The organism is Cupriavidus necator, assembly GCF_013141915.1.
Taxonomy (GTDB): domain Bacteria; phylum Pseudomonadota; class Gammaproteobacteria; order Burkholderiales; family Burkholderiaceae; genus Cupriavidus; species Cupriavidus necator_B.
On sequence record NZ_SROX01000005.1, the window covers coordinates 35,748 to 54,059 of the forward strand.

Annotated in this window: 14 protein-coding genes and 1 pseudogene; 6 read left to right on the top strand and 9 right to left on the bottom strand. The window is 64.6% G+C overall.

Features of this window, described 5'->3' with window-relative positions; all coding sequences use genetic code 11:
• Positions 1–34: 34 nt before the first annotated feature.
• The 5 genes from E5S69_RS11830 to E5S69_RS11850 form a co-directional block, all read right to left on the bottom strand.
• Complete coding sequence (locus tag E5S69_RS11830) at positions 35–571, bottom strand: dihydrofolate reductase family protein (protein WP_171514844.1); 537 nt, start codon at positions 569–571, stop codon at positions 35–37.
• 90 nt (positions 572–661) lie between these two features.
• Complete coding sequence (locus E5S69_RS11835) at positions 662–2,275, bottom strand: ABC-F family ATP-binding cassette domain-containing protein (RefSeq protein ID WP_171514845.1); 1,614 nt, start codon at positions 2,273–2,275, stop codon at positions 662–664.
• A gap of 213 nt (positions 2,276–2,488) precedes the next feature.
• The gene (locus tag E5S69_RS11840) at positions 2,489–3,742 is read right to left on the bottom strand and encodes an MFS transporter (RefSeq protein WP_171514846.1); all 1,254 of its coding nucleotides are present in this window, start codon (positions 3,740–3,742) and stop codon (positions 2,489–2,491) included.
• A gap of 49 nt (positions 3,743–3,791) precedes the next feature.
• Positions 3,792–4,997: a chromate transporter gene (locus E5S69_RS11845; protein WP_171514847.1), complete on the bottom strand. Its 1,206-nt coding sequence runs from the start codon at positions 4,995–4,997 to the stop codon at positions 3,792–3,794.
• Positions 4,998–5,022: 25 nt separating this feature from the next.
• Positions 5,023–5,985, bottom strand: coding sequence for a chromate resistance protein ChrB domain-containing protein (locus E5S69_RS11850; protein WP_171514848.1), 963 nt, complete (start codon positions 5,983–5,985; stop codon positions 5,023–5,025).
• 520 nt (positions 5,986–6,505) lie between these two features.
• On the opposite strand from E5S69_RS11850, the gene E5S69_RS11855 reads away from it, so the two are divergent.
• The 4 genes from E5S69_RS11855 (at position 6,506) to E5S69_RS11870 (ending at position 10,866) form a co-directional block, all read left to right on the top strand.
• On the top strand, positions 6,506–7,486 hold the full coding sequence (locus E5S69_RS11855) for a quinone oxidoreductase family protein (protein ID WP_171514849.1): 981 nt from the start codon (positions 6,506–6,508) through the stop codon (positions 7,484–7,486).
• A 77-nt stretch (positions 7,487–7,563) separates the two neighbouring features.
• Entirely contained in the window at positions 7,564–8,631 is a 1,068-nt protein-coding gene (locus E5S69_RS11860) for a 3-keto-5-aminohexanoate cleavage protein (protein ID WP_171514850.1), read from the top strand.
• 100 nt (positions 8,632–8,731) lie between these two features.
• A complete protein-coding gene (locus E5S69_RS11865; RefSeq protein WP_171514851.1) occupies positions 8,732–9,721 on the top strand; it encodes a Bug family tripartite tricarboxylate transporter substrate binding protein in 990 nt (329 codons plus the stop codon).
• 155 nt (positions 9,722–9,876) lie between these two features.
• Complete coding sequence (locus tag E5S69_RS11870; protein WP_171514852.1) at positions 9,877–10,866, top strand: Bug family tripartite tricarboxylate transporter substrate binding protein; 990 nt, start codon at positions 9,877–9,879, stop codon at positions 10,864–10,866.
• A gap of 35 nt (positions 10,867–10,901) precedes the next feature.
• Here the strand turns inward: E5S69_RS11870 and E5S69_RS11875 are convergent, their stop codons facing one another.
• On the bottom strand, positions 10,902–11,813 hold the full coding sequence (locus E5S69_RS11875) for a TauD/TfdA dioxygenase family protein (protein ID WP_171514853.1): 912 nt from the start codon (positions 11,811–11,813) through the stop codon (positions 10,902–10,904).
• A gap of 122 nt (positions 11,814–11,935) precedes the next feature.
• Between E5S69_RS11875 and E5S69_RS11880 the strand changes: the two are divergent.
• Positions 11,936–12,969 (top strand): annotated as a pseudogene (locus E5S69_RS11880) (AraC family transcriptional regulator).
• Between the two features lie 298 nt (positions 12,970–13,267).
• Entirely contained in the window at positions 13,268–14,812 is a 1,545-nt protein-coding gene (locus E5S69_RS11885; protein WP_336510581.1) for a methyl-accepting chemotaxis protein, read from the top strand.
• Positions 14,813–14,875: 63 nt separating this feature from the next.
• Here E5S69_RS11885 and nhaA read toward each other — a convergent pair whose 3' ends face one another.
• From nhaA to E5S69_RS11900, 3 genes are read right to left on the bottom strand one after another with little or no spacing between them, the layout of a single operon-like run.
• Positions 14,876–16,234, bottom strand: coding sequence for a Na+/H+ antiporter NhaA (gene nhaA, locus E5S69_RS11890; protein ID WP_171514855.1), 1,359 nt, complete (start codon positions 16,232–16,234; stop codon positions 14,876–14,878).
• Positions 16,235–16,290: 56 nt separating this feature from the next.
• Complete coding sequence (locus E5S69_RS11895) at positions 16,291–16,938, bottom strand: TrkA family potassium uptake protein (protein ID WP_336510582.1); 648 nt, start codon at positions 16,936–16,938, stop codon at positions 16,291–16,293.
• A gap of 40 nt (positions 16,939–16,978) precedes the next feature.
• Positions 16,979–18,295 (bottom strand): TrkH family potassium uptake protein, encoded by a 1,317-nt coding sequence (locus E5S69_RS11900; protein ID WP_236901293.1) that lies wholly within the window; start codon positions 18,293–18,295, stop codon positions 16,979–16,981.
• Positions 18,296–18,312: the final 17 nt, after the last annotated feature.

Below are 18,312 nucleotides of genomic sequence, written 5' to 3' on the forward strand. Positions count from 1 at the left end.
TCGGACACAACCCCCCATACCGGCCAGACACCGATCAGCGCAGCACCCGGTAGCACGATTGCACCAGCCCGGACGGGAAGTGACGGCTGGATTCAAGCACCAGACTCACGTCGCGCGGCAGCGCCCCGAACAATGGCCTGCCCGCCCCGATCAACACCGGCACCGTGGTGACCACCATGTCGGCGATCAATCCTGCGCGAAGGAACGACTGGACCAGCTGGCCGCCGTCGACATAGACGCGTTGGGCGCCTTCCGCCTCCAGCTGCGCCAGCGCGTCTCCGGGCGTGGCATCCCAGAATCGCACCTTGTCCTGCAACGTCTCGGGCACCGGCTTGCCGGCCAGTTGCCGCGACAGCACCACCACCGGACGGTCGTAAGCCCATTCGCCCATCGTGACGATTTTCTCGTAGCTGCCCCGGCCCATCAGGATCGCATCCTTGTCGGCGATGAAGTCGGTGTAGCCATGGTCTTCGGCGGGGTCATCCCGCTCCAGAAGCCAGCCGATGTCGCCATCGGGCCGGGCGATAAAGCCGTCAAGGCTGGTGGCAATGAAGACGTGGCCGGTGATCATCGTGATTCCTTTCGTTCTGTCAGCATTGAGGCGGAAGCGCAGTGGCAGATTCTATTGGGTCCCGGCAGGCCCGGCCAGCGCATTGGCGCATCACCACGGCTCGATCCGCCACCCTTGTCCAGTCGCCACCAGCCGATCCGTCAAGCCGAGACCGTCCATGAATGCATCGTCGTGGGACACCACCATCAGCGCGCCCTGGTAGCCGCGCAACATGGCTTCCAGCGCCTGTACGGAGGGCAGGTCCAGGTGGTTGCTGGGTTCGTCCAGCAATAGCAGCTGCGGCGATGGGTCGGCATACAGCACGCATGCCAGCGCTGCCTTGAGACGCTCGCCGCCGCTGAGCGCGCCGACAGGCGCTCCAATCTTCCGTTGATCCAGGCCAAGGTGCGCGAGGCGCATGCGCAGATCGCCTTCGGAAGCCGTGCCGTTGGCCGCCAGCATCTGCTCCAGCACGGTCCGGCGCGGGTCCAGGCTCGCCAACTGCTGGTCCAGATAGATGCCTTCCACCGACATCTTGCATGTCCCGGCCAAAGGCTGAAGCCGGCGGGCGAGCACCTTGAGCAAGGTCGACTTGCCGCAGCCGTTGGGGCCGACTACGCCGACGCGCTGCTGTCCCGTCAAAGTGAGGCGGATGTGTCGCGTGGCAGTCCGGACAAACGGCAGTGCCACCGCCTCCAGTTCCGCGACACGTTTTTGCGAAGTCAGGGCAACGGGCAGCGCGTGCATCACGATGGCCAGATCGTGTTCGACCCGATGCGCGGCCTCGCGCACACGCTCGGCGCTTTGCGCCAGCGCCGCGGCATGCTGCTGGCGCAGCTTGCCGGCCGAACCTTCGCTGCGTTCTTTCTGACGGCCCAGCAGGATCTTGGCCTGGTTGGCGTCCTGTCCATGCCGGTTGCCGCGGGCCTGGCGCCGCTCCAGGCGCTCGCGTTGCTCGCGCAGGGATTGCGCTTCGCGCCGGTGTTCGAGCCTGCGCTGTTCCAGCTGCTGGATCGCGTTCTGCCGCTCCTGCTCCTTGCATTGGGCGTAGAAGGTGTAGTTGCCCCCATAGCTGCGCAGTCCCAGGGAAGACAGTTCCACGATGCGCGCCATGGCCCCGAGCAATGGCCGGTCATGGCTGACCACAACCAGCCCGCGCGGCCAACGTTGCAACTGCTCGGCCAGCGCCTGACGATTCGGCCGGTCGAGGTGATTGCTGGGCTCGTCCAGGATCAGGAAATCGGCATCCGACAACAAGGCGCCGGCCAGCGTGACGCGCATCGCTTCGCCACCACTGAGCGCGCTGGCAGGCGTCGTGGCGTCGAGATGGCCCAGGCCATTGCGCTCCAGTTCGTCCTGCAGCCGCAGGCGGATATCCCAGCGCTCGCCCACGGCATCGAAGTCTTCGGGCGCACTGCTGCCGGCTTCGATGCGTTCGAGCGCAGCGAGGATGGCCCGCACGCCTGCCAGGTCCGAGACCGTGGCGCCCGGCGGATGCGATATCTGCTGGGCGAGGTAGTACACGCTGCCAGCGCGCGTACAGCGCCCGGCAGCCGGCTGCACCTGGCCGGCCAGCATGCGCGCCAGCACGGTCTTGCCTGCGCCATTGCGCCCGACCAGGCCAGTGGGACGCTGGTCGAATTGTTCGCTGATGTCGGAGAAAAGCGTCCTGCCGTCCGGCAGAACGTAAGACACGCCTTCCAGCGCGAGATAGGGATTCGTCATGTATGCATTCCAACGATGCCAGAAGCTCCCCCTGCTCATGGGGGTAGGTGGAGACTGGCCGTCATGAAGACGGCGGCATCAATGGCGCATGACGAATACCTCGGTGATGGGGGATGGGGTTGTCATGTTAAGCGCATTTGCCGTGGGGGGCAATGTCGTGCAACGCGCAAGGGGGCATGAGCCGGCGCCAGTCAGCCGCTCCGCGCCGATCCGTCAAGTGTGTGGCTTGACCCGACGGAACGCGAGCAGCATGGCGAGGTCGTAAGCGATTTTCAGCAGGCCGCAGGTGACCAGCGGCACGCTTGCATAGCCATGGGCCATCAACATAGCGGCGAGCGCAGGGCTGAGCGCGGCAGCCAGGCTGCGCGGCACTGCGGTCAGGCTTGCAGCCGCCGCCCGTTCAGGCGGCGTGACGACGGCCATCACATAGGCCGTGCGGGTCGGCACATCCATCTGCGACAGCGCGCTGCGGGCCAGCAGCAAGGCCAGGCTCGTCGCCATGGTGGGTGCGAAAGCGGCTGCAATCAGGCACACGCTGGAAGGAATATGCGTGAACACCATCGTATTGAGCAGGCCGATCTTTCGCGCCAGCGGCACTGCGGCAAGCTGCGAGAACGTCGTAAGCAGGCCCGCCACGAAGAAGAACCGGCCGGTCGCGGCAGGACTCAGGCCGAAACGCTGCATCAGCCATAGCGACAGTAGCGAATTGACGAGGAGCCCGCCCGCAAACGCGTCCACGCTGAACAGCATGGCCAGCCGCATTACGATCGGACGAGACGGGCCCAATGGCGTGGTCGCCAGCTGCGCTCCATGCGGCTGCGTGGCAGGCAGGCGCGCGTAGAGACGCCACAGCAGCAGCCCCGTGATCCCATAGAAAACGAACATCAGGCGCATTGCATCGAGCGACGACAGCCAGGCTTGCCCCGCCAGCCATGCGGGGATGGCGGCTGCCAGCGCGCCCAGCGCGGATGCGAATGCCCCGATCAGGCCGTAGCGGGCGAACAGTGCCGTCCGGCTGTCGGGCGAGGCCGATTCCGCCAGGCGCGCGTGTTCCAGCGGCAGGAAGACACTGACATCGCCGGAGCCAGGGTTAAGCGTGCCGACGAAGGCGACCAGCAGAAGCGGCCACAGCGTCGAGAACCCGGCAAAGCCGAGACCCGTCGCTGCCATGAGGGCAGCCGCCAGCATCAGCAAGCGGCGTTGCGGGTAGCGGTGCCCGACGATCCCGACCAGGATCGTGGCCAGGGCGGAGCCGATCAGGGTTGCGCTGCTGATCAGCCCGACCGTCACCGGGTCGAAGCCCAGCGCCAGCAGGTACGCTGGCAACAGCACGGCAACATAGCCATCACAGATGCCACGCAGCGCGCGGCCGGCCAGCAGCGGCAAGGCGGCGGCTTGCACACCGGAAGGCAGCGCGATGCGTTGAAGCCAGTGCCCGCTGGCGCCCGAAGCTTGATCCTTATGCATGGCCATCCGCTCGCCTGTCCGTCAATCCTTGCGTTTCAGGTCATCCAGGTCAGTGATGCAGCACCGGATAAACAGCCAGGCCGATCAGCGCAGCGCTGGTGATGATGACCGGCTCGGGCAGCTTCTTGAATTTCAGCAGCAATGCGACCGTGCCCAAGGCCAGCAGGAGGGTCGGAGCGTCCACGATCGAACGCTTGGCCAGCACGAACACCGCCCCGCTGATGGCGCCGATCGCGGCCGCAGTGACGCCGTCGACGAAGGCCAGGATGCCCGGCAGCTTGCCGTACTTCTTGAAGTAGGGGGCCGGCAGCACGGTGAACAGATAGCAGGGCAGGAACGTTGCCAATGCCGCCACGCATGCGCCCGGCAGTCCGGCCACCAGGTATCCGATAAAGCCGACCGTGATGACCACCGGGCCGGGCGTGATCATGGCCACGGCCACCGCATCGACAAACTGTCTTTCATTCAGCCACTGGTATTCCGTCACGACACCGCCGTAGAGGAATGGCACGATGGCAAGGCCCGAACCGAAGACAAAGGCGCCCGCCTTGGCGAAGAACACGCCGATCTGGGTCAGCAGCGGCCAGTCCAGCGTACTCGCCAGGCCGCTCGCGGCCGGTACCTGCATCGCAGCCAGCGCATTGGCGCCGCTCTGCCGCAGCCATTGAGGTGGCGCACGCCAGAACCAGGCGAGCACGCCCGCCGCCAGGAACAGCCACGCGACTTCCGACTCGGTGACGATGGTCACCGCCGCCAGCACCACATAAATTGCCCACAGCAGCTTGTCCTTGCCCACACTCCTGGTGGTCAGCTTGTAAGCGCTGATGGCGATGATGCCGATGACGGCGGCACCCACGCCATAGAACACCGATTGCATCCAGGCCAGCCCGCCAAACCTGACATAAGCCCAGCCCAACGCCAGCACCATCAGAAATGCCGGTAGCACGAAGGCCAGGCCGATCAGTGTGGCACCGAGGACGCGATAATGGACGTAGCCGAGGTAGATCGCCAGTTGTGCCGCCATTGGACCGGGCGCGAGTTGCGCCAGCGCTATGCCTTCCTTGTAGTCGCCATCGCTGATCCAGCGCCGCCGCTCCACCAGGTCGCGGTGCATATAGCCGGCCAGCGCAACGGGCCCGCCAAAGCCCAACGTGCCCAGCCGGAGGAAATACAGGACGAGCTGCCAGAGCGTATAGGCGGGCGGTTCCGGGATCTCCGGTGGTGCCGTGCTCTCTTCTTGTTGCATGCGATTCATGATGGGATCCTGAGGAACGTTGACGTCAGGCTTTCTGCTGGGTGCGGAAGTGTGCGTAAAGCGAATCCAGGACCGCGCCGATTTCCGCCAACAGGGCGTCATCGTCCTTCAGACGGGAGCGGGCGCCGGCCAGCATCGCTTCAAAGCCGCTGGCCTCCGGCACCGGCATCCCGCCAATATCCAGTGCATGGATCATGGCGCCGAGCCGCCTGAGCCCGCGGTCGGATTCAAGACCGAAACTCGACAGCAGCACTTCGAAAGACACGCGATCGCCGACATGGGTGAAGGTCGCACCGTCGAAGTCGAAGCCCAGCGCATCGTCCGGGCAATCGGCCGCGCTCTCGAGCCAGAGGAACCGCGCATGGCGATCGATAAAGCGCTGGATCAGCCAGGCGCTGGCCACGCGGTCCACCCAAAGGTGACGGCGCGTTGCCCACTGCCTGCCTTGATACTGGGCCGGATCCCGACGAGCGATGGCCCGCGTCAGCGTCCGGGGCTCGCCCGGGGACTGGATGCTGTCGATCGCGCGGCTGAAGTCATGCCATTGGGCTTCAGCCCGGATCGACGCTTCATTGGGGAAGAAGTCGGTCATGCGGATGGCTTCGTAGGCACGCCCGTGACGGCGCAGCAGGCGATTGAGTTCGGCGCCGTCCTGGCTGGCAAGCGACCGGCGCGCTTCTGCCATGGCCGCCTGCAATTCGGCATAGTCGGCGCTGCGGTCGAACAACGCCCGGAACGTGGCGTCTTCCTCCGGATGCCTGGCCTGGACATTCAACAGCCAGGCCTGGCCGCCTTCCCGCCGGGCCTCGTCGGCAAGTTCGCTCAAATGCGAGATTTGCCCGGCGCCGGCCGGCAAGAGATAGACGCCATCCCGCAGCGCCGCGCAGCCCAATGTCTTGATCGCACGCCAGATCCGCATCCGGGCGGTGGCGCCGGATGTGGGAAGCGTAACGATCAACAAGGCCCAGGGATCAGTGAATCCGCTCATGGGAGCATGTTAAAAGTCCATAGCGTGCATTTCAATCATGTAGAGATATCTACAGATCTACCGGATGACATGGTTTTCGGTGAGTGTCGCGCCCCTGCGCGCTGACCTATTGCAAATGCCTATCATCCGCTGGATGGCACCTGTCTCCGCCAACTGGCCGGGCCGTCCAAGCTGCACATCGCGCATCGCTTGGACCGGCGCGCCTGCGGCGGCCGTGCTGGCTCCGGGTGTGATGGTTTCGGGTGGCATGGCTGGCGGGCTCATGCCATGGCGGGGGCCGTGATTCTGGCCCCGGCCAGCGCTTTCCTCCGCGCATGCCGCTCCTCCTGCACCCCTTGCCTCTTTCGACGCCAATACGAGCGATCCGGCCAACCTTTGTCAGAAGAGGGAAAGCGCAAGACGCCTAAAGGAAAGCGCAATGCCGGCCACGACCCGATGATTCGCCACACAGGTCGTCGCGCAGGCAAGCCACCCGGCAAGCCGACGTGCAGCTTCATGTTCCACAGCAGACAGGAGACACATGGCAAAAGTCATCAGGATTTACGAAACCGGCGGGCCCGAGGTCCTTCGCTTTGAGACCGCTGCCGTTGGCGAACCGGGGCCAGGCGAGGTACGCGTCCGTCATGTGGCCGTCGGACTGAATTTTGCCGACACGTATTTCCGCAGCGGCACCTATCAGGTTCCGCTGCCCAGCGGCATCGGCAACGAAGCCGCCGGCGTGATCGAGGCCGTGGGCGCCGGCGTCACCCATCTGGCGGTCGGTGACCGCGTGACCTATACGGGTTTCACCAACACCTTGGGCGCCTACGCTACCGAGCGGCTGATCTCTGCCGCGCCGCTGATCAAGCTGCCGGAGGCAATCCGCTGCGAAGTCGCGGCGGCGATGACCATGCGGGGCTTGTCAGCCGCCTACCTGATGCGCCGGATCTACCCGTTCAAGGCGGGCGACACCATCCTGCTGCATGCCGCGGCGGGGGGCGTTGGCCTGATCATTTCGCAATGGGCCAAGCTGCTGGGGCTGACCGTGATCGGAACGGTCTCTACCGATGCCAAGGCCGAAGTTGCGCGCGCCCATGGCTGTGATGCCACGATCAACTACAGCCATGAGGACGTGGCCAGGCGCGTGCGGGAACTGACGGATGGCGCGGGCGTGTCCGTGGTGTTCGACAGCGTCGGCAAGGACACCTTCATGGCCTCGCTGGACTCCCTCAAGCGGCGCGGCCTGCTGGTCTGCGTCGGGTTTGCCTCCGGCCCGGTCAGCGGGTTCGATCCGGCCATCCTGGCCCGCAAGGGCTCGGCATACCTGACACGCCCTGGGCTGGCCGACTATATCGCCGACCCTGCCGAGAAGGCGGAACTGGTCGATGAACTGTTCGGCCATGTGGCGGCGGGCCGCATCCGCATCGAGATCAATCAGCGCTATGCCCTGGACGATGCCGTGCAGGCACACCGGGACCTCGAGGCCCGAAAGACCACGGGCTCGTCCATCTTCGTGATCTGACAGTTTCCCGCCCGGCAAACGCTCTCATCCGGCTCGACATTATCCATACACAACACGCATCCTGGAGACCCACCACCATGAACTTCCTTGACGGCCACCTGTATCCCGAAAACCAGCAGCCGCTGATCATTACGGCCGCCCCGTATGCGCCGGGCTGGATTCCTTCGGACTTCCCGGAAGATATCCCTGTCACCATGGAGGAACAGATTCAGAAAGCGGTGGATTGCTACGAAGCCGGTGCCCGGGTGCTGCATCTCCATGTCCGCGAAGCCGATGGCAAGGGCAGCAAGCGTTTGTCGATGTTCAACGAACTGATCGCCGGGGTGCGCGCCGCCGTACCTGAAATGGTGATCCAGGTGGGAGGCTCGATCAGCTTCGCGCCCGAAGAGGGCCAGGCCGCCAAATGGCTGAGCGACGACACGCGGCATATGCTGGCCGAACTCGACCCCAGGCCCGACCAGGTCACGGTAACCGTCAACACGACACAGATGAACGTGACGGAGCACGCCGGTGTGGACGACTTCAAGGGCGTATCGCGCGGATTCCCGCATCTCTACGACACGTACAAGGACATGATCGTGCCGTCGAATCCCAGCTGGGCCGAGGAACATATCCGGCGCCTGTCCGCGGCCGGCATCCAGAGCGAATTCCAGGTCTACAACATCAACAGCTTCGAAACGATCGAGCGGATGATTCGCCGCGGCGTCTACAAGGGCCCGCTGGTGATGAACTGGGTGGCGATCAGCGGCGGCATGGACCAGGCGAACATCTACAACCTGGCCAACATGCTGCGTGCGGTGCCCGATGGCGCCGTGGTGACGGTGGAAAGCTCGGTCCTCAATGTGCTGCCCATCAATATGATCGGCATGGCCCTGGGCCTGCATGTGCGATGCGGCATCGAGGACGTACTCTGGAACCAGACGCGCACGGGCAAGATGAGCTCGGTCGAGCAGATCCGGCAACTGGTGCGTATCGCCCGCGAATTCGGCCGCCCCATCGCGACGGCGCAGCAAACGCGTGAAATCCTGAAGCTCGGCGTTTTCTACGACACCGTTGAAGAAACGCTCCAGGCCAATGGCTTCGCTCCTAACCGCAATGGTGGCCACCAGGGCTTCCTGCGCAAGCAGGAAAGTCTGCCGGTCTGAAGCCAGGCCACGAAGCCAGTCATTGGCTGATGCCAACGGCTGGTCTCGTTCTCGCACGTTGAGCGATCGCGCTGACAGAACAATGATAGGGAGGGAGACAATGGCATTTCGGACGCAGCTGCTTGCGGTCCCGCTTGGCATCGCAGTGCTTGCGGCGTTGTGCGCTTCAGCGTGCGCGCACGCGCAGGATGCGTGGCCCGCGCGCCCGATCCAGATGGTCGTGGCGTCGTCGGCAGGGTCGGGAACCGATGCGCTGGCACGCCTGCTGGCGCAACGCCTGTCGGTATCGCTGAAGCAACCGGTCATCGTTGACAACCGGCCAGGCGGCAGTGGGATCGTGGGGACAAACTTCGTTGTCAAGGCACCGCCCGACGGCTACACGCTGCTTTACACCACGGCGTCGAACATGGTCATCGCCCCAGCCGTACTGAAGACCATTCCCTACGATCCGAAGAAGAGCCTGGTGCCAATTGCCGAGACGGCTGAGGGTGGGGTGGTGCTGCTGGTCAGCAACGAGTTGCCGGTTCACAATTTGCCGGAGCTGATCCAGTTCATAAAGGCGAATCCGGACAAGTACGGCTACGCCACCTGGTCGACGGGATCTTCAGGGCAACTGACTATGGAATGGCTCAAGAAGCAGACCGGCATGAAGACCGATCACGTTCCCTATCGGACTTCGAATCAGCTAATGACCGATCTGGCTTCAGGCGTCGTGAAACTTGGCTGGACCGATCCGGGCGCACCGATTCCGTTCCTGCGTTCGGGGAAGATCCGCGCCATTGCCATTACCGGCAATGCGCGCGCGCCGCAGTTGCCCGATGTCAAGACCATGGGCGAGCAGGGCTACAAGTTCGATGCGGTGGGGTGGTTCGGCGTCTTCGCACCGGCGGGAACCAGCCCGGCGATTTTGAAGAGGCTCGGCGATGAAATCAACATGGTCCAGAAGTCGCCCGATCTCGCTGCCACGATGAAAACAATGAACTTCGGGCCGCCACCCGCCACGACGCCCGAGCAGTTCCGGGAGATGGTCAGCCGCGATCTGCAACTCTGGTCGAAGATCGCCGCCGATGCCCGGATCCAGATCGACTAGTGAACCGCGCTGTTTGTCGGGTGGCTAATGGCGTGCCCCGCCAGACCTGCAGCAGATTCAAGCGTCAAGACAGGACGAAGCACGCGTTCGCATGAAGGGCGAAGACCGTATTCGCCATGCAGTGCGCGGCCCTAAGGTGATCAGGAGGTACTGACATGAAGCAGAACAACCATGACTTTCGGTGGCGCAGATGGGCCCTGGCAATTGGTGTCGCCGCCTGGATGCCGACGGCACAGGCCCAGCAGGATTGGCCAACGAAGCCGGACCGCCTGGTGGTGGGAGGGCCTCCCGGCGGCTCCGCTGACGCACTGGCGCGGCTACTGGCGGAAGGCCTGCAGAAGACATGGGGCAAGCCGGTCATCGTGGAAAACAAGGCTGGCGCCGCCGGTGCGTTGGCCATCAGCGACTTGCGGTCAACTGGCAAGGATGGTCATACCCTGTTGGTCATCCAGGGCGGCGTCGTAAGCGAAGCGCCGTTGGCCAACAAGGTCCATTACCAGCCATTCAGCGACCTGAAGCCCTTGGCGCAGGTCAGCCGCACGGGGTTGGTGCTGGTTGCGAACAAGGATGTGCCGGTCTCCGACCTCAAGCAGCTGGTGGCGTACGGAACATCGCAAAAGGATGGGCTCGCCTTCGCTTCCTATGCGCCAGGCTTGAAGGGCCACACCTCGGGCATGCTGTTCGGGCAACTGGCCCATGTGCCAATGCGGCATGTCGGCTACAAGGGCTCACCGCCGGCACTGAACGACCTCATGGGCGGCCATGTTCCGCTGATGTTCGATGGGGTGACCACCTCATTGCCGCTGATCAGGGCGGGAAAGATCAAGGCGATTGCGGTGGCTTATCCGTCCCGGATATCCGCGCTGGCGGATGTGCCTACGTTCAAGGAGCTTGGCTATCCGCAGCTGTCGCAGGCAGGCTGGTTCGCCGTTTGGTCGCGTCCGGACGTCGCGCCCGGAATCCAGCAAAAAGTCCGCGAGGCAACGCTGGCCTACTTCCGGCAACCGGCGGTGCAGAAGCGCATCCACGAAATGGGCATGGAGCAGGGGGATGCCGCCACCCCGGAAGCGATGATGGCGGACCTCAGGCAAGCGTACCAGCAACAGGCCGCCCTGCTGAAGTCCATCAACTACCAGCCGGACTAATCTGGCCGTGGCATGTCTGGTTTCCCGGCCAATGCCTAGAAAGGCGCGTCGCCGACGATGGCGGTGCGCTCCATCTTTCGGTGACACGCCGGGTAATCCATGACTGCGTAATGCTGCGTGGAACGGTTGTCCCAGAACGCAACGCTGTTTTTCTTCCAGCGAAACCGCACCTGGTATTCGGGGATGTTGGCCTGGCTGACCAGATAGCTGAGCAAATTGCTGGCGCCCGGCGCCTTGTCCAGCCCGAAGCGGACGTTGGCCGGCACATTGTAGTTGGTGAAGTGCGTGGTAAAGCTGCCGTTGACGAACAGCACTTTCTCTCCGGTTTCCGGATGTGTGCGCACCACCGGATGCTCGGCGTCGGGGTACTGAGCCTTCAGGGCAAGACGTTTTTCGATCGGCATCGCAGCGCCAAAGCTCGCCTCGATTCCATGGCGCGCCCGCAAAGGGGCGATCTTCGTCTTGATCTCTTCCGGCAACTGGTTATAAGCCTCGACCATGTTGACCCACATGGTGTCGCCGCCCACAGGCGGGCATTCGATACAGCGCAGCACGCAGCCCATCGGGGGCCTTTCGCGCCAGGTGGCATCGGTATGCCAGGAATTCTCGTGGCGCTCGGGTGGGCTGTCCGGCGTCTTGTAGATCTGAACCAGGCCCGGGTGGTCGGGGTGGCTGCCCACCACCGGATGGTCTTCCAGCTGGCCGAAGCGGCTTGCAAACGCCACGTGCTGCGCGCGCGTGATGTCCTGGTCGCGAAAGAACAGCACCCGATGCTTGAGGAGCAGTGCGCGGATTTCCGCCATCTGCTGGACATCCTCAGCGGCCGCGCCCAGATTGACGTGGCTGAGTTCTGCACCGATCGTGCAAGTGAGGGGCTCGACCCGGATCGAGCTTCCCAGAGAGGTTGCGCGAACTACGGCGGGTGCCGCGTGTAGTGGCTGATTCATGACGTGTCTCCTGAGATAACCATGCCGCCACAGCAGTGTGGCGGCGGGCGCCGTTTCCCGCTTGACAGTACGTGACAGGCATTTATCCTTGTGTGTCACAGCCCCCGCCCCCTATACGTCTGATGTCGTCACTTGTCCGCGCCGCAGCCCTGACCAACTTCAGCGAGCTTGCCCGAGCCGCCGGGCTGGATCCGGTGCGCATGCTTCTCGATGCGGCACTCAACCCGAGCGCGCTGCGTGAGCCGGACGTCATGATTCCTGTGGAGCGCCTCGGCCGCCTGCTGCAGGCCGCCGCCACCCTGTCAGGCAACGAGAGTTTCGGGCTGTGCATGGCCGAGTCGCGGCTGTTATCCAATCTTGGGCCAGTGGGGCTGCTGATCCGTGACCAGCCGACGCTGCGTGACTCGCTTCGGATGCTGATGCGCTATCAGGCGCTGCTTAACGGTGCGTTGTCGCTGGCGATCGAGGAGTGCGGTGATCTGGTCATCATCCGCGAAGGGGTCATGGCCGGCCATGCGCACGAGCCGACCCGTCAGCGGGTGGAGTTGGCGTGGGCGTCATGGTGCGGTTGATTCGCCAGCTCCACAGGCCCGACTGGGAGCCGGCGCGCGTGTGCCTTGAGCACCCGGCGCCGCGCGACCTCAGTGTGCATCAACGTTTTTTTGGCCCAAACGTCGAGTTCAACTACGACTTCAACTGCATCGTCTGCACGAAAGCCGATCTTGATGCGCGCAACCCCTATGCCGATCCGGCCATGGCACGCTATGTACAGCAGTTGATAGACGCTGCCGCCATGTCGCAGCAGGCCACCATGCTCGACGACGTTCGGCGCATGGTCCTGCTATTGCTGCCCAGCGGGCGCTGCAGCATCGAGCAGGTCGCCGAACACCTGGGCATTGGGTGCCGCACGGTCCAGCGCCGCCTGGCAGAAGAGGGGAAGCCTTTCTCGTCCATCGTGAACGACATCCGCACGGAGCTCGCGGCGCGCCACGTCATCGAAACCAACCGTCCGTTGACCGAGGTGGCGACTCTGCTGGGCTTCTCCGCGCCGAGCGGGTTCTCGCGCTGGTATCACGCACAGTTTGGCTGCAGTCCCAAGGAAAGCCGCGCCGCGCGCGGTCCCTCGAACCCGCGCAGAACGCTGCCCTGTCCGTAAAGCCTGGCCTCCCGTGATCAGGGTTGCGGGCGAGGCGGTGGTGGCGCGGTTGGTCAGGATGGCTCCTTGGTATCAAAGATGGGGCCTGGTGTTTCCCCCAAGAACCGACAGCGGCGCGGTGTCCGAAGCCATGCCGGCACCATTTATCGTCATGCATCTTGCGCCCCCCGATAGAGGGGGTCAGGCGAACGCTCCGCAAACCGATATTCAGGCTGGATGGGACATATGCAGACAGCGATTCTGCACGCCGCAACCACTAATGCGTCCCCCGCCTTTATCGAGAATGAGGAGGAGTGCCGTGCGCAACAATCAACCGGTGACGCAGCGGGAATTCGAATTCCCGGACAACGCCACGCTGATGTCGACCACCGACCCGCAAAGCTACATCACGTACGCCAACGCGGCCTTTGTCGAAGTCAGCGGCTTCACGCAGGAAGAAATCCAGGGCCAGCCGCATAACCTGGTGCGCCATCCCGACATGCCGGCGGAAGCCTTCGCCGACATGTGGGCCACGCTGAAGGGCGGCGAGCCATGGACTGCGCTGGTGAAGAACCGGCGCAAGAACGGTGATCATTACTGGGTCCGCGCCAATGCCACGCCGGTGGTGCGCAATGGCCGGCCCGCCGGCTATATGTCGGTGCGGACCAAGGCCACGCGCGACGAGATTGCCGCCGCGGAGCGCCTGTACCGCGACTTTCGCGAAGGCCATGCCGGCAACCGCAAATTCCACAAGGGACTGATCGTCCGCACCGGGCTGATGGCGGTGACGTCGGTGTTCCAGGTCATGCCGGTGCGCTGGCGCGTGCGGCTGGCATTGGCGGGACTGCTCCCGGCCAGTGTCGCCAGTGCCTGGTGGCTTGGCCTGGGCGGCATGGCGCTGGCCGGCTTTGCCGGGGTGATGGCGCTTTGCACGCTGCTGGTGTCGTGGCTGCTGCAGCGGCAGGTCACCACGCCGCTGGAGCAAGTGCTGGACCACGCGCTGCGCGTGGCCGCGGGCGAAAGCCAGAAGGCGGTGCATATGAACCGGGTCGACGAGATCGGCATGACGCTGCGCACCATCAACCAGCTGGGGCTGATGTTCCGCTGGCTGATCGATGACGTCAGCGCGCAGGTGGTCAACGTCCAGACCGCCAGCAATGAAATCGCGCGCGGCAACTCGGACCTGAGCGCGCGCACCGAGCAGGCCGCGTCGAACGTGCAGGAAACCGCCGCGTCGATGACGCAGATGACCGCCACGGTCAAAAGCAATGCGGATACCGCGGCGCAGGCCAATACCTTATCCGGCTCGGCCAGTGTCGCGGCGGAACGCGGCGGCGAGGCGGTGTCGGAGGTGATCAGCACGATGAAGGCGATCACCGAAAGCTCGAAGCGTATCGCCGAGATCATCGGGGTGATCGACGGCATTGCCTTCCAGACCAACATCCTGGCCCTGAATGCCGCGGTGGAAGCCGCGCGCGCCGGCGAACAGGGCCGCGGCTTTGCCGTGGTGGCCGGTGAGGTACGCAGCCTGGCGCAGCGCAGCGCCAACGCTGCCAAGGAAATCAAGGGACTGATCGATGCCAGCGTGCACAACGTCGAATCCGGCGCCAGGCTGGTGGACGATGCCGGCAAGACCATGCAGGACATCGTGTCGCAGGTCAGGCATGTGTCGCAACTGATCGCCGAGATCAGCGACGCCACCAAAGAGCAGAGCAGCGGCATATCGCAGGTGGGCGACGCGGTCAGCGATCTGGATCAGATCACGCAGCAGAACGCCGCGCTGGTCGAGCAAAGCGCGGCGGCGGCAGAGAGTTTGAATCAGCAGGCGGTGCGGCTGGTGGAGGCGGTGGGGGTATTCCGCTGAGCCGGCGCTGTTGCGGCGGGCTCGCGCCAGCGCCGCAAGCGCCAGCCGCAGGCATGCCGGTCGCTAACGGCCGGCTGCCTTGAGGCTGCGCGCATAGATCAGTCCCCAGCCGAGTCCGAGCACGGCGGCAATGGCGGACGCAAGCAGCACGCCAAGCTTGGCGGCGCCAAGCAGGTTGGCATCGTCGAAGGCCAGCATGGCGATAAAGATCGACATCGTGAAACCGATGCCCGCAAGCAGGCCGATCAGCCACAGGCCCCGCCACGATACGTCGGGCGGCAACTGGCACCAGCCGAGCCGAACCGCCAGCCAGCTGATCGAGACGATGCCCAGAGGCTTGCCCACTACCAGCGCCACCACCACCCCCGCCAGCACGACCCGCGCGCTGCCGTTGCCGAGGTCTACCCCCGTGACATCGACGCCGGCGTTCGCCAGTGCAAACAACGGCATGACCAGAAAGGCCACCCAGGGATGGAGCGCGATCTGCACGCGCGTGACCGGAGGCAGGACATCCCGCTGCGCCTGGCGCAGTTGCCGCAAGGGTGCGGCGAGCTTGTCCGGCTGGGGCGCGGGGCTCGCGCTACGGGCGCGCAGGTCGTCGACGGCCTCCCTTGCCTGGTCCAGCGGACGGCCGCGGACCGGCGCGATCCGGACCGGGGTCATCATGCCCAGCACCACCCCCGCCAGGGTCGGGTGGGCACCGGTCTTGAGCAAGCCGAGCCACAGCACCGCGCCCGGCACGACGTACGCGTACGCGGCGCCGATGCCGAGCCATTGCAGGCCAAGCACCATCAGGATGCCGGCACCCGCCAGATAGAGACCGGTATGGTCGAGGCCGGCGGAATAGACCGTGGCAATGATGAGCACTGCCACGATGTCGTCGATGATCGCCAGCGCCAGCAGGAAGACCCGCACGTTCCCCGGAATCGACTTGCCCAGCAATGCGAGGACCCCCACGGCAAACGCAATGTCAGTCGCCGTCGGCACCGCCCATCCGTGCCGAGCCGGTAGCTCAGGGTTCAGCGCCAGGTAGAGCGCCGCGGGAACCAGGACACCGCCTAGCGCCGCGGTGACCGGCAGCGCAGCCAGGCGAATGCTCGCGAGCGCGCCTTCATGGATCTCGCGCCGGATCTCCATGCCGACCACCAGGAAAAACACCGTCATGAGGGCGTCGTTGATCCAGAAATGCAGCGGCTGGTCCACCACATGACTGCCAAGGCCGAACGACAGGCTGGTATGCCAAAGCGCGACATAGCTGTCGGCAGCGGGCGAGTTGGCCCAGACCAGGGCAACCGCGGCGGCAACCAGCAGTACCAGGCCACTGACCGCTTCGATATGAAGATAGTGGTCGATAGCCGAGAATGCTTTCTCCGCCAGGATCTGGGCGCGAGGAACTTCTTGCTGCGGGGCGGGCTGGTTCATGGTTGCGGGGTTCCTGGAGCCGGCGGGTTGCCGGCGCATTGCACCGGGCAGGTATGCTACTGCTTTCTCGTACCGCCGGCGAAGCGCTCGATCTTGCTGGTGGCACCGGAAACGACCAGCAGGTCGCCGGCCTCGATCCTGGTAGACGGGGTCGCATGCATGAACTCCTCGTTCGCGCGCTTGATGCCGACCACCGTGACACCCGCTTGCTCGCGCACGCGCGACTCCATCAGGCTCTTGCCATGCGTGAAGGACGGTGCATGAATCTTGGCAATGGCAAAGCCGTCTTCAAACTCGATGAAATCGATCATCCTGCCGGTTATCAGGTGGGCCACGCGCGCCCCCATGTCGGCTTCCGGGTAGACCACGTGGTGGGCGCCGATGCGCTCGGCGATTTTCCCGTGTTCGGTGGTGAAGGCCTTGACCCAGATGTCCTGGATTTCGAGCTCGGTGAGTGCCATCAAGGTCATCAGGCTAGACGACATCTCCGTGCCGATGCCAACGATGGCATGGGAGAAATCGGCCACGCCCAGCTGGCGCATGACGCTGACATCGGTGGAATCCGCCTGGACACAGTAGGTCAGGGTGTTCGACCAGCGCTGTACCAGCTCCATGTCTTTGTCGATCCCCATGACATCGTGGCCAAGGCGCATCAGCGACTGGGCCACTGCGCTGCCGAAGCGGCCCAGCCCGATCACGACCACGCTGTCTCCTGCGGAGAAGGCGAATTGCTCGGTAAAAAGTCTAGCCAACAATGGGATGCTCCTCGGGATAGCGATAGGGCGAGCGGTGTTTGCCCATGGCCAGCGAAACCGCCAGTGTGATGGTGCCTACTCGTCCGGCATACATCAACACGGTCAGCATGATCTGTGCGCCTGGCGGCAACTCCGGCGTGATGCCGGTCGACAGGCCAACCGTGCCGAAGGCGGAGATCACCTCGAAGATGACGCTGCCGGCGGGGAGGTTGGTCAGTCGCAGCAGCACCAGTGTGCCGATCGTGATCAGCGCGCTGCCCAGCACCAGCACGGTGATCGCCTGGCGCTGCGCCGAGGCGCTGACGCGGCGCGCGAAGGCCTCGCTGTCAGGGCGGCCGCGGATCTCCGCAATCACCAGCAAGGCAAGGATGGCGATGGTGCCGACCTTGACGCCGCCGGCCGTGCTGGCACTGCCGCCGCCAACGAACATCAGCAGATAATGCAGGGCCAGGCTCTCCTGTGTCAGCGCGCCGATATCGATGGCATTGAAACCGGCCGTCCTGGCCGAGACCGAGGCAAAGGCCGCGGCCAGAAGCTTTTGCGGCACCGGCATGGGGCCCAGGGTCCGGCCGTTGCTCCATTCAAAGAGCAGCAGCCCAACCAGACCGAGCGCCAGCAGCACCGCGGTGCCAAGCAGGGTGAGCTTGCTGTGCAGCGACCAGCGACGCGGCTCGCGAAGCTTGCCATGCAGGTCGTAGAGAACCGGGAAGCCAAGACCGCCGACCACGATGGCCAGCATCACGGGCAACAGGATGGCGGGCGCGGCGGCATACCGGGTCAGACTGTCGGCATGGATGGAGAACCCCGCATTGTTGAACGCCGAAACCGCATGGAACAGGCCGCTCCAGGCCGCCTCAGGCCACGGCAGCCCGTGGCCGAAATGCAGTGCGGCCGCCAGCCACAGCGCGATCGCAAGCTCGCAGCCGAACGTCACGATCAATACCAGCCGGGCAATGCCGGAGATATCGCCCAGGCCCAGTGCACGGGTTTCAACCTGCGTGATCAGCCGCGTCCGAAGGCGCAGTGAGCGGTTGACCATCAGGCCAAGCAGGGTGGACGCCGTCATCATGCCGAAGCCGCCCAACTGGAACAGCGCCATGATGATTGCCTGCCCGAAGCCCGACCAGTACGTGCCGGTATCCACCACGACCAGCCCGGTGACACAGACCGCGGACACGGCGGTAAAGAAGGCAACCAGCCAGGGAGCGTGGCCGCTCCCGGCCCTCGACAGCGGCAACATCAACAGCATGCTGCCTGCCACGATGGCCAGCAGGAACACCAGGGCCACGGTCCTGGTGGGATGCAAAGAGGATTTCATCCCGC

What these genes read in the sequence shown, in the direction of transcription:
- E5S69_RS11875 (WP_171514853.1), bottom strand. Translation starts at nt 11,813, where the DNA reads ATGAATCAGCCACTACACGCGGCACCCGCCGTAGTTCGCGCAACCTCT.
- E5S69_RS11840 (WP_171514846.1), bottom strand. Translation starts at nt 3,742, where the DNA reads ATGCATAAGGATCAAGCTTCGGGCGCCAGCGGGCACTGGCTTCAACGC.
- E5S69_RS11845 (WP_171514847.1), bottom strand. Translation starts at nt 4,997, where the DNA reads ATGAATCGCATGCAACAAGAAGAGAGCACGGCACCACCGGAGATCCCG.
- E5S69_RS11860 (WP_171514850.1), top strand. Translation starts at nt 7,564, where the DNA reads ATGAACTTCCTTGACGGCCACCTGTATCCCGAAAACCAGCAGCCGCTG.
- E5S69_RS11870 (WP_171514852.1), top strand. Translation starts at nt 9,877, where the DNA reads ATGAAGCAGAACAACCATGACTTTCGGTGGCGCAGATGGGCCCTGGCA.
- nhaA (WP_171514855.1), bottom strand. Translation starts at nt 16,234, where the DNA reads ATGAACCAGCCCGCCCCGCAGCAAGAAGTTCCTCGCGCCCAGATCCTG.
- E5S69_RS11865 (WP_171514851.1), top strand. Translation starts at nt 8,732, where the DNA reads ATGGCATTTCGGACGCAGCTGCTTGCGGTCCCGCTTGGCATCGCAGTG.
- E5S69_RS11835 (WP_171514845.1), bottom strand. Translation starts at nt 2,275, where the DNA reads ATGACGAATCCCTATCTCGCGCTGGAAGGCGTGTCTTACGTTCTGCCG.
- E5S69_RS11830 (WP_171514844.1), bottom strand. Translation starts at nt 571, where the DNA reads ATGATCACCGGCCACGTCTTCATTGCCACCAGCCTTGACGGCTTTATC.
- E5S69_RS11855 (WP_171514849.1), top strand. Translation starts at nt 6,506, where the DNA reads ATGGCAAAAGTCATCAGGATTTACGAAACCGGCGGGCCCGAGGTCCTT.
- E5S69_RS11850 (WP_171514848.1), bottom strand. Translation starts at nt 5,985, where the DNA reads ATGAGCGGATTCACTGATCCCTGGGCCTTGTTGATCGTTACGCTTCCC.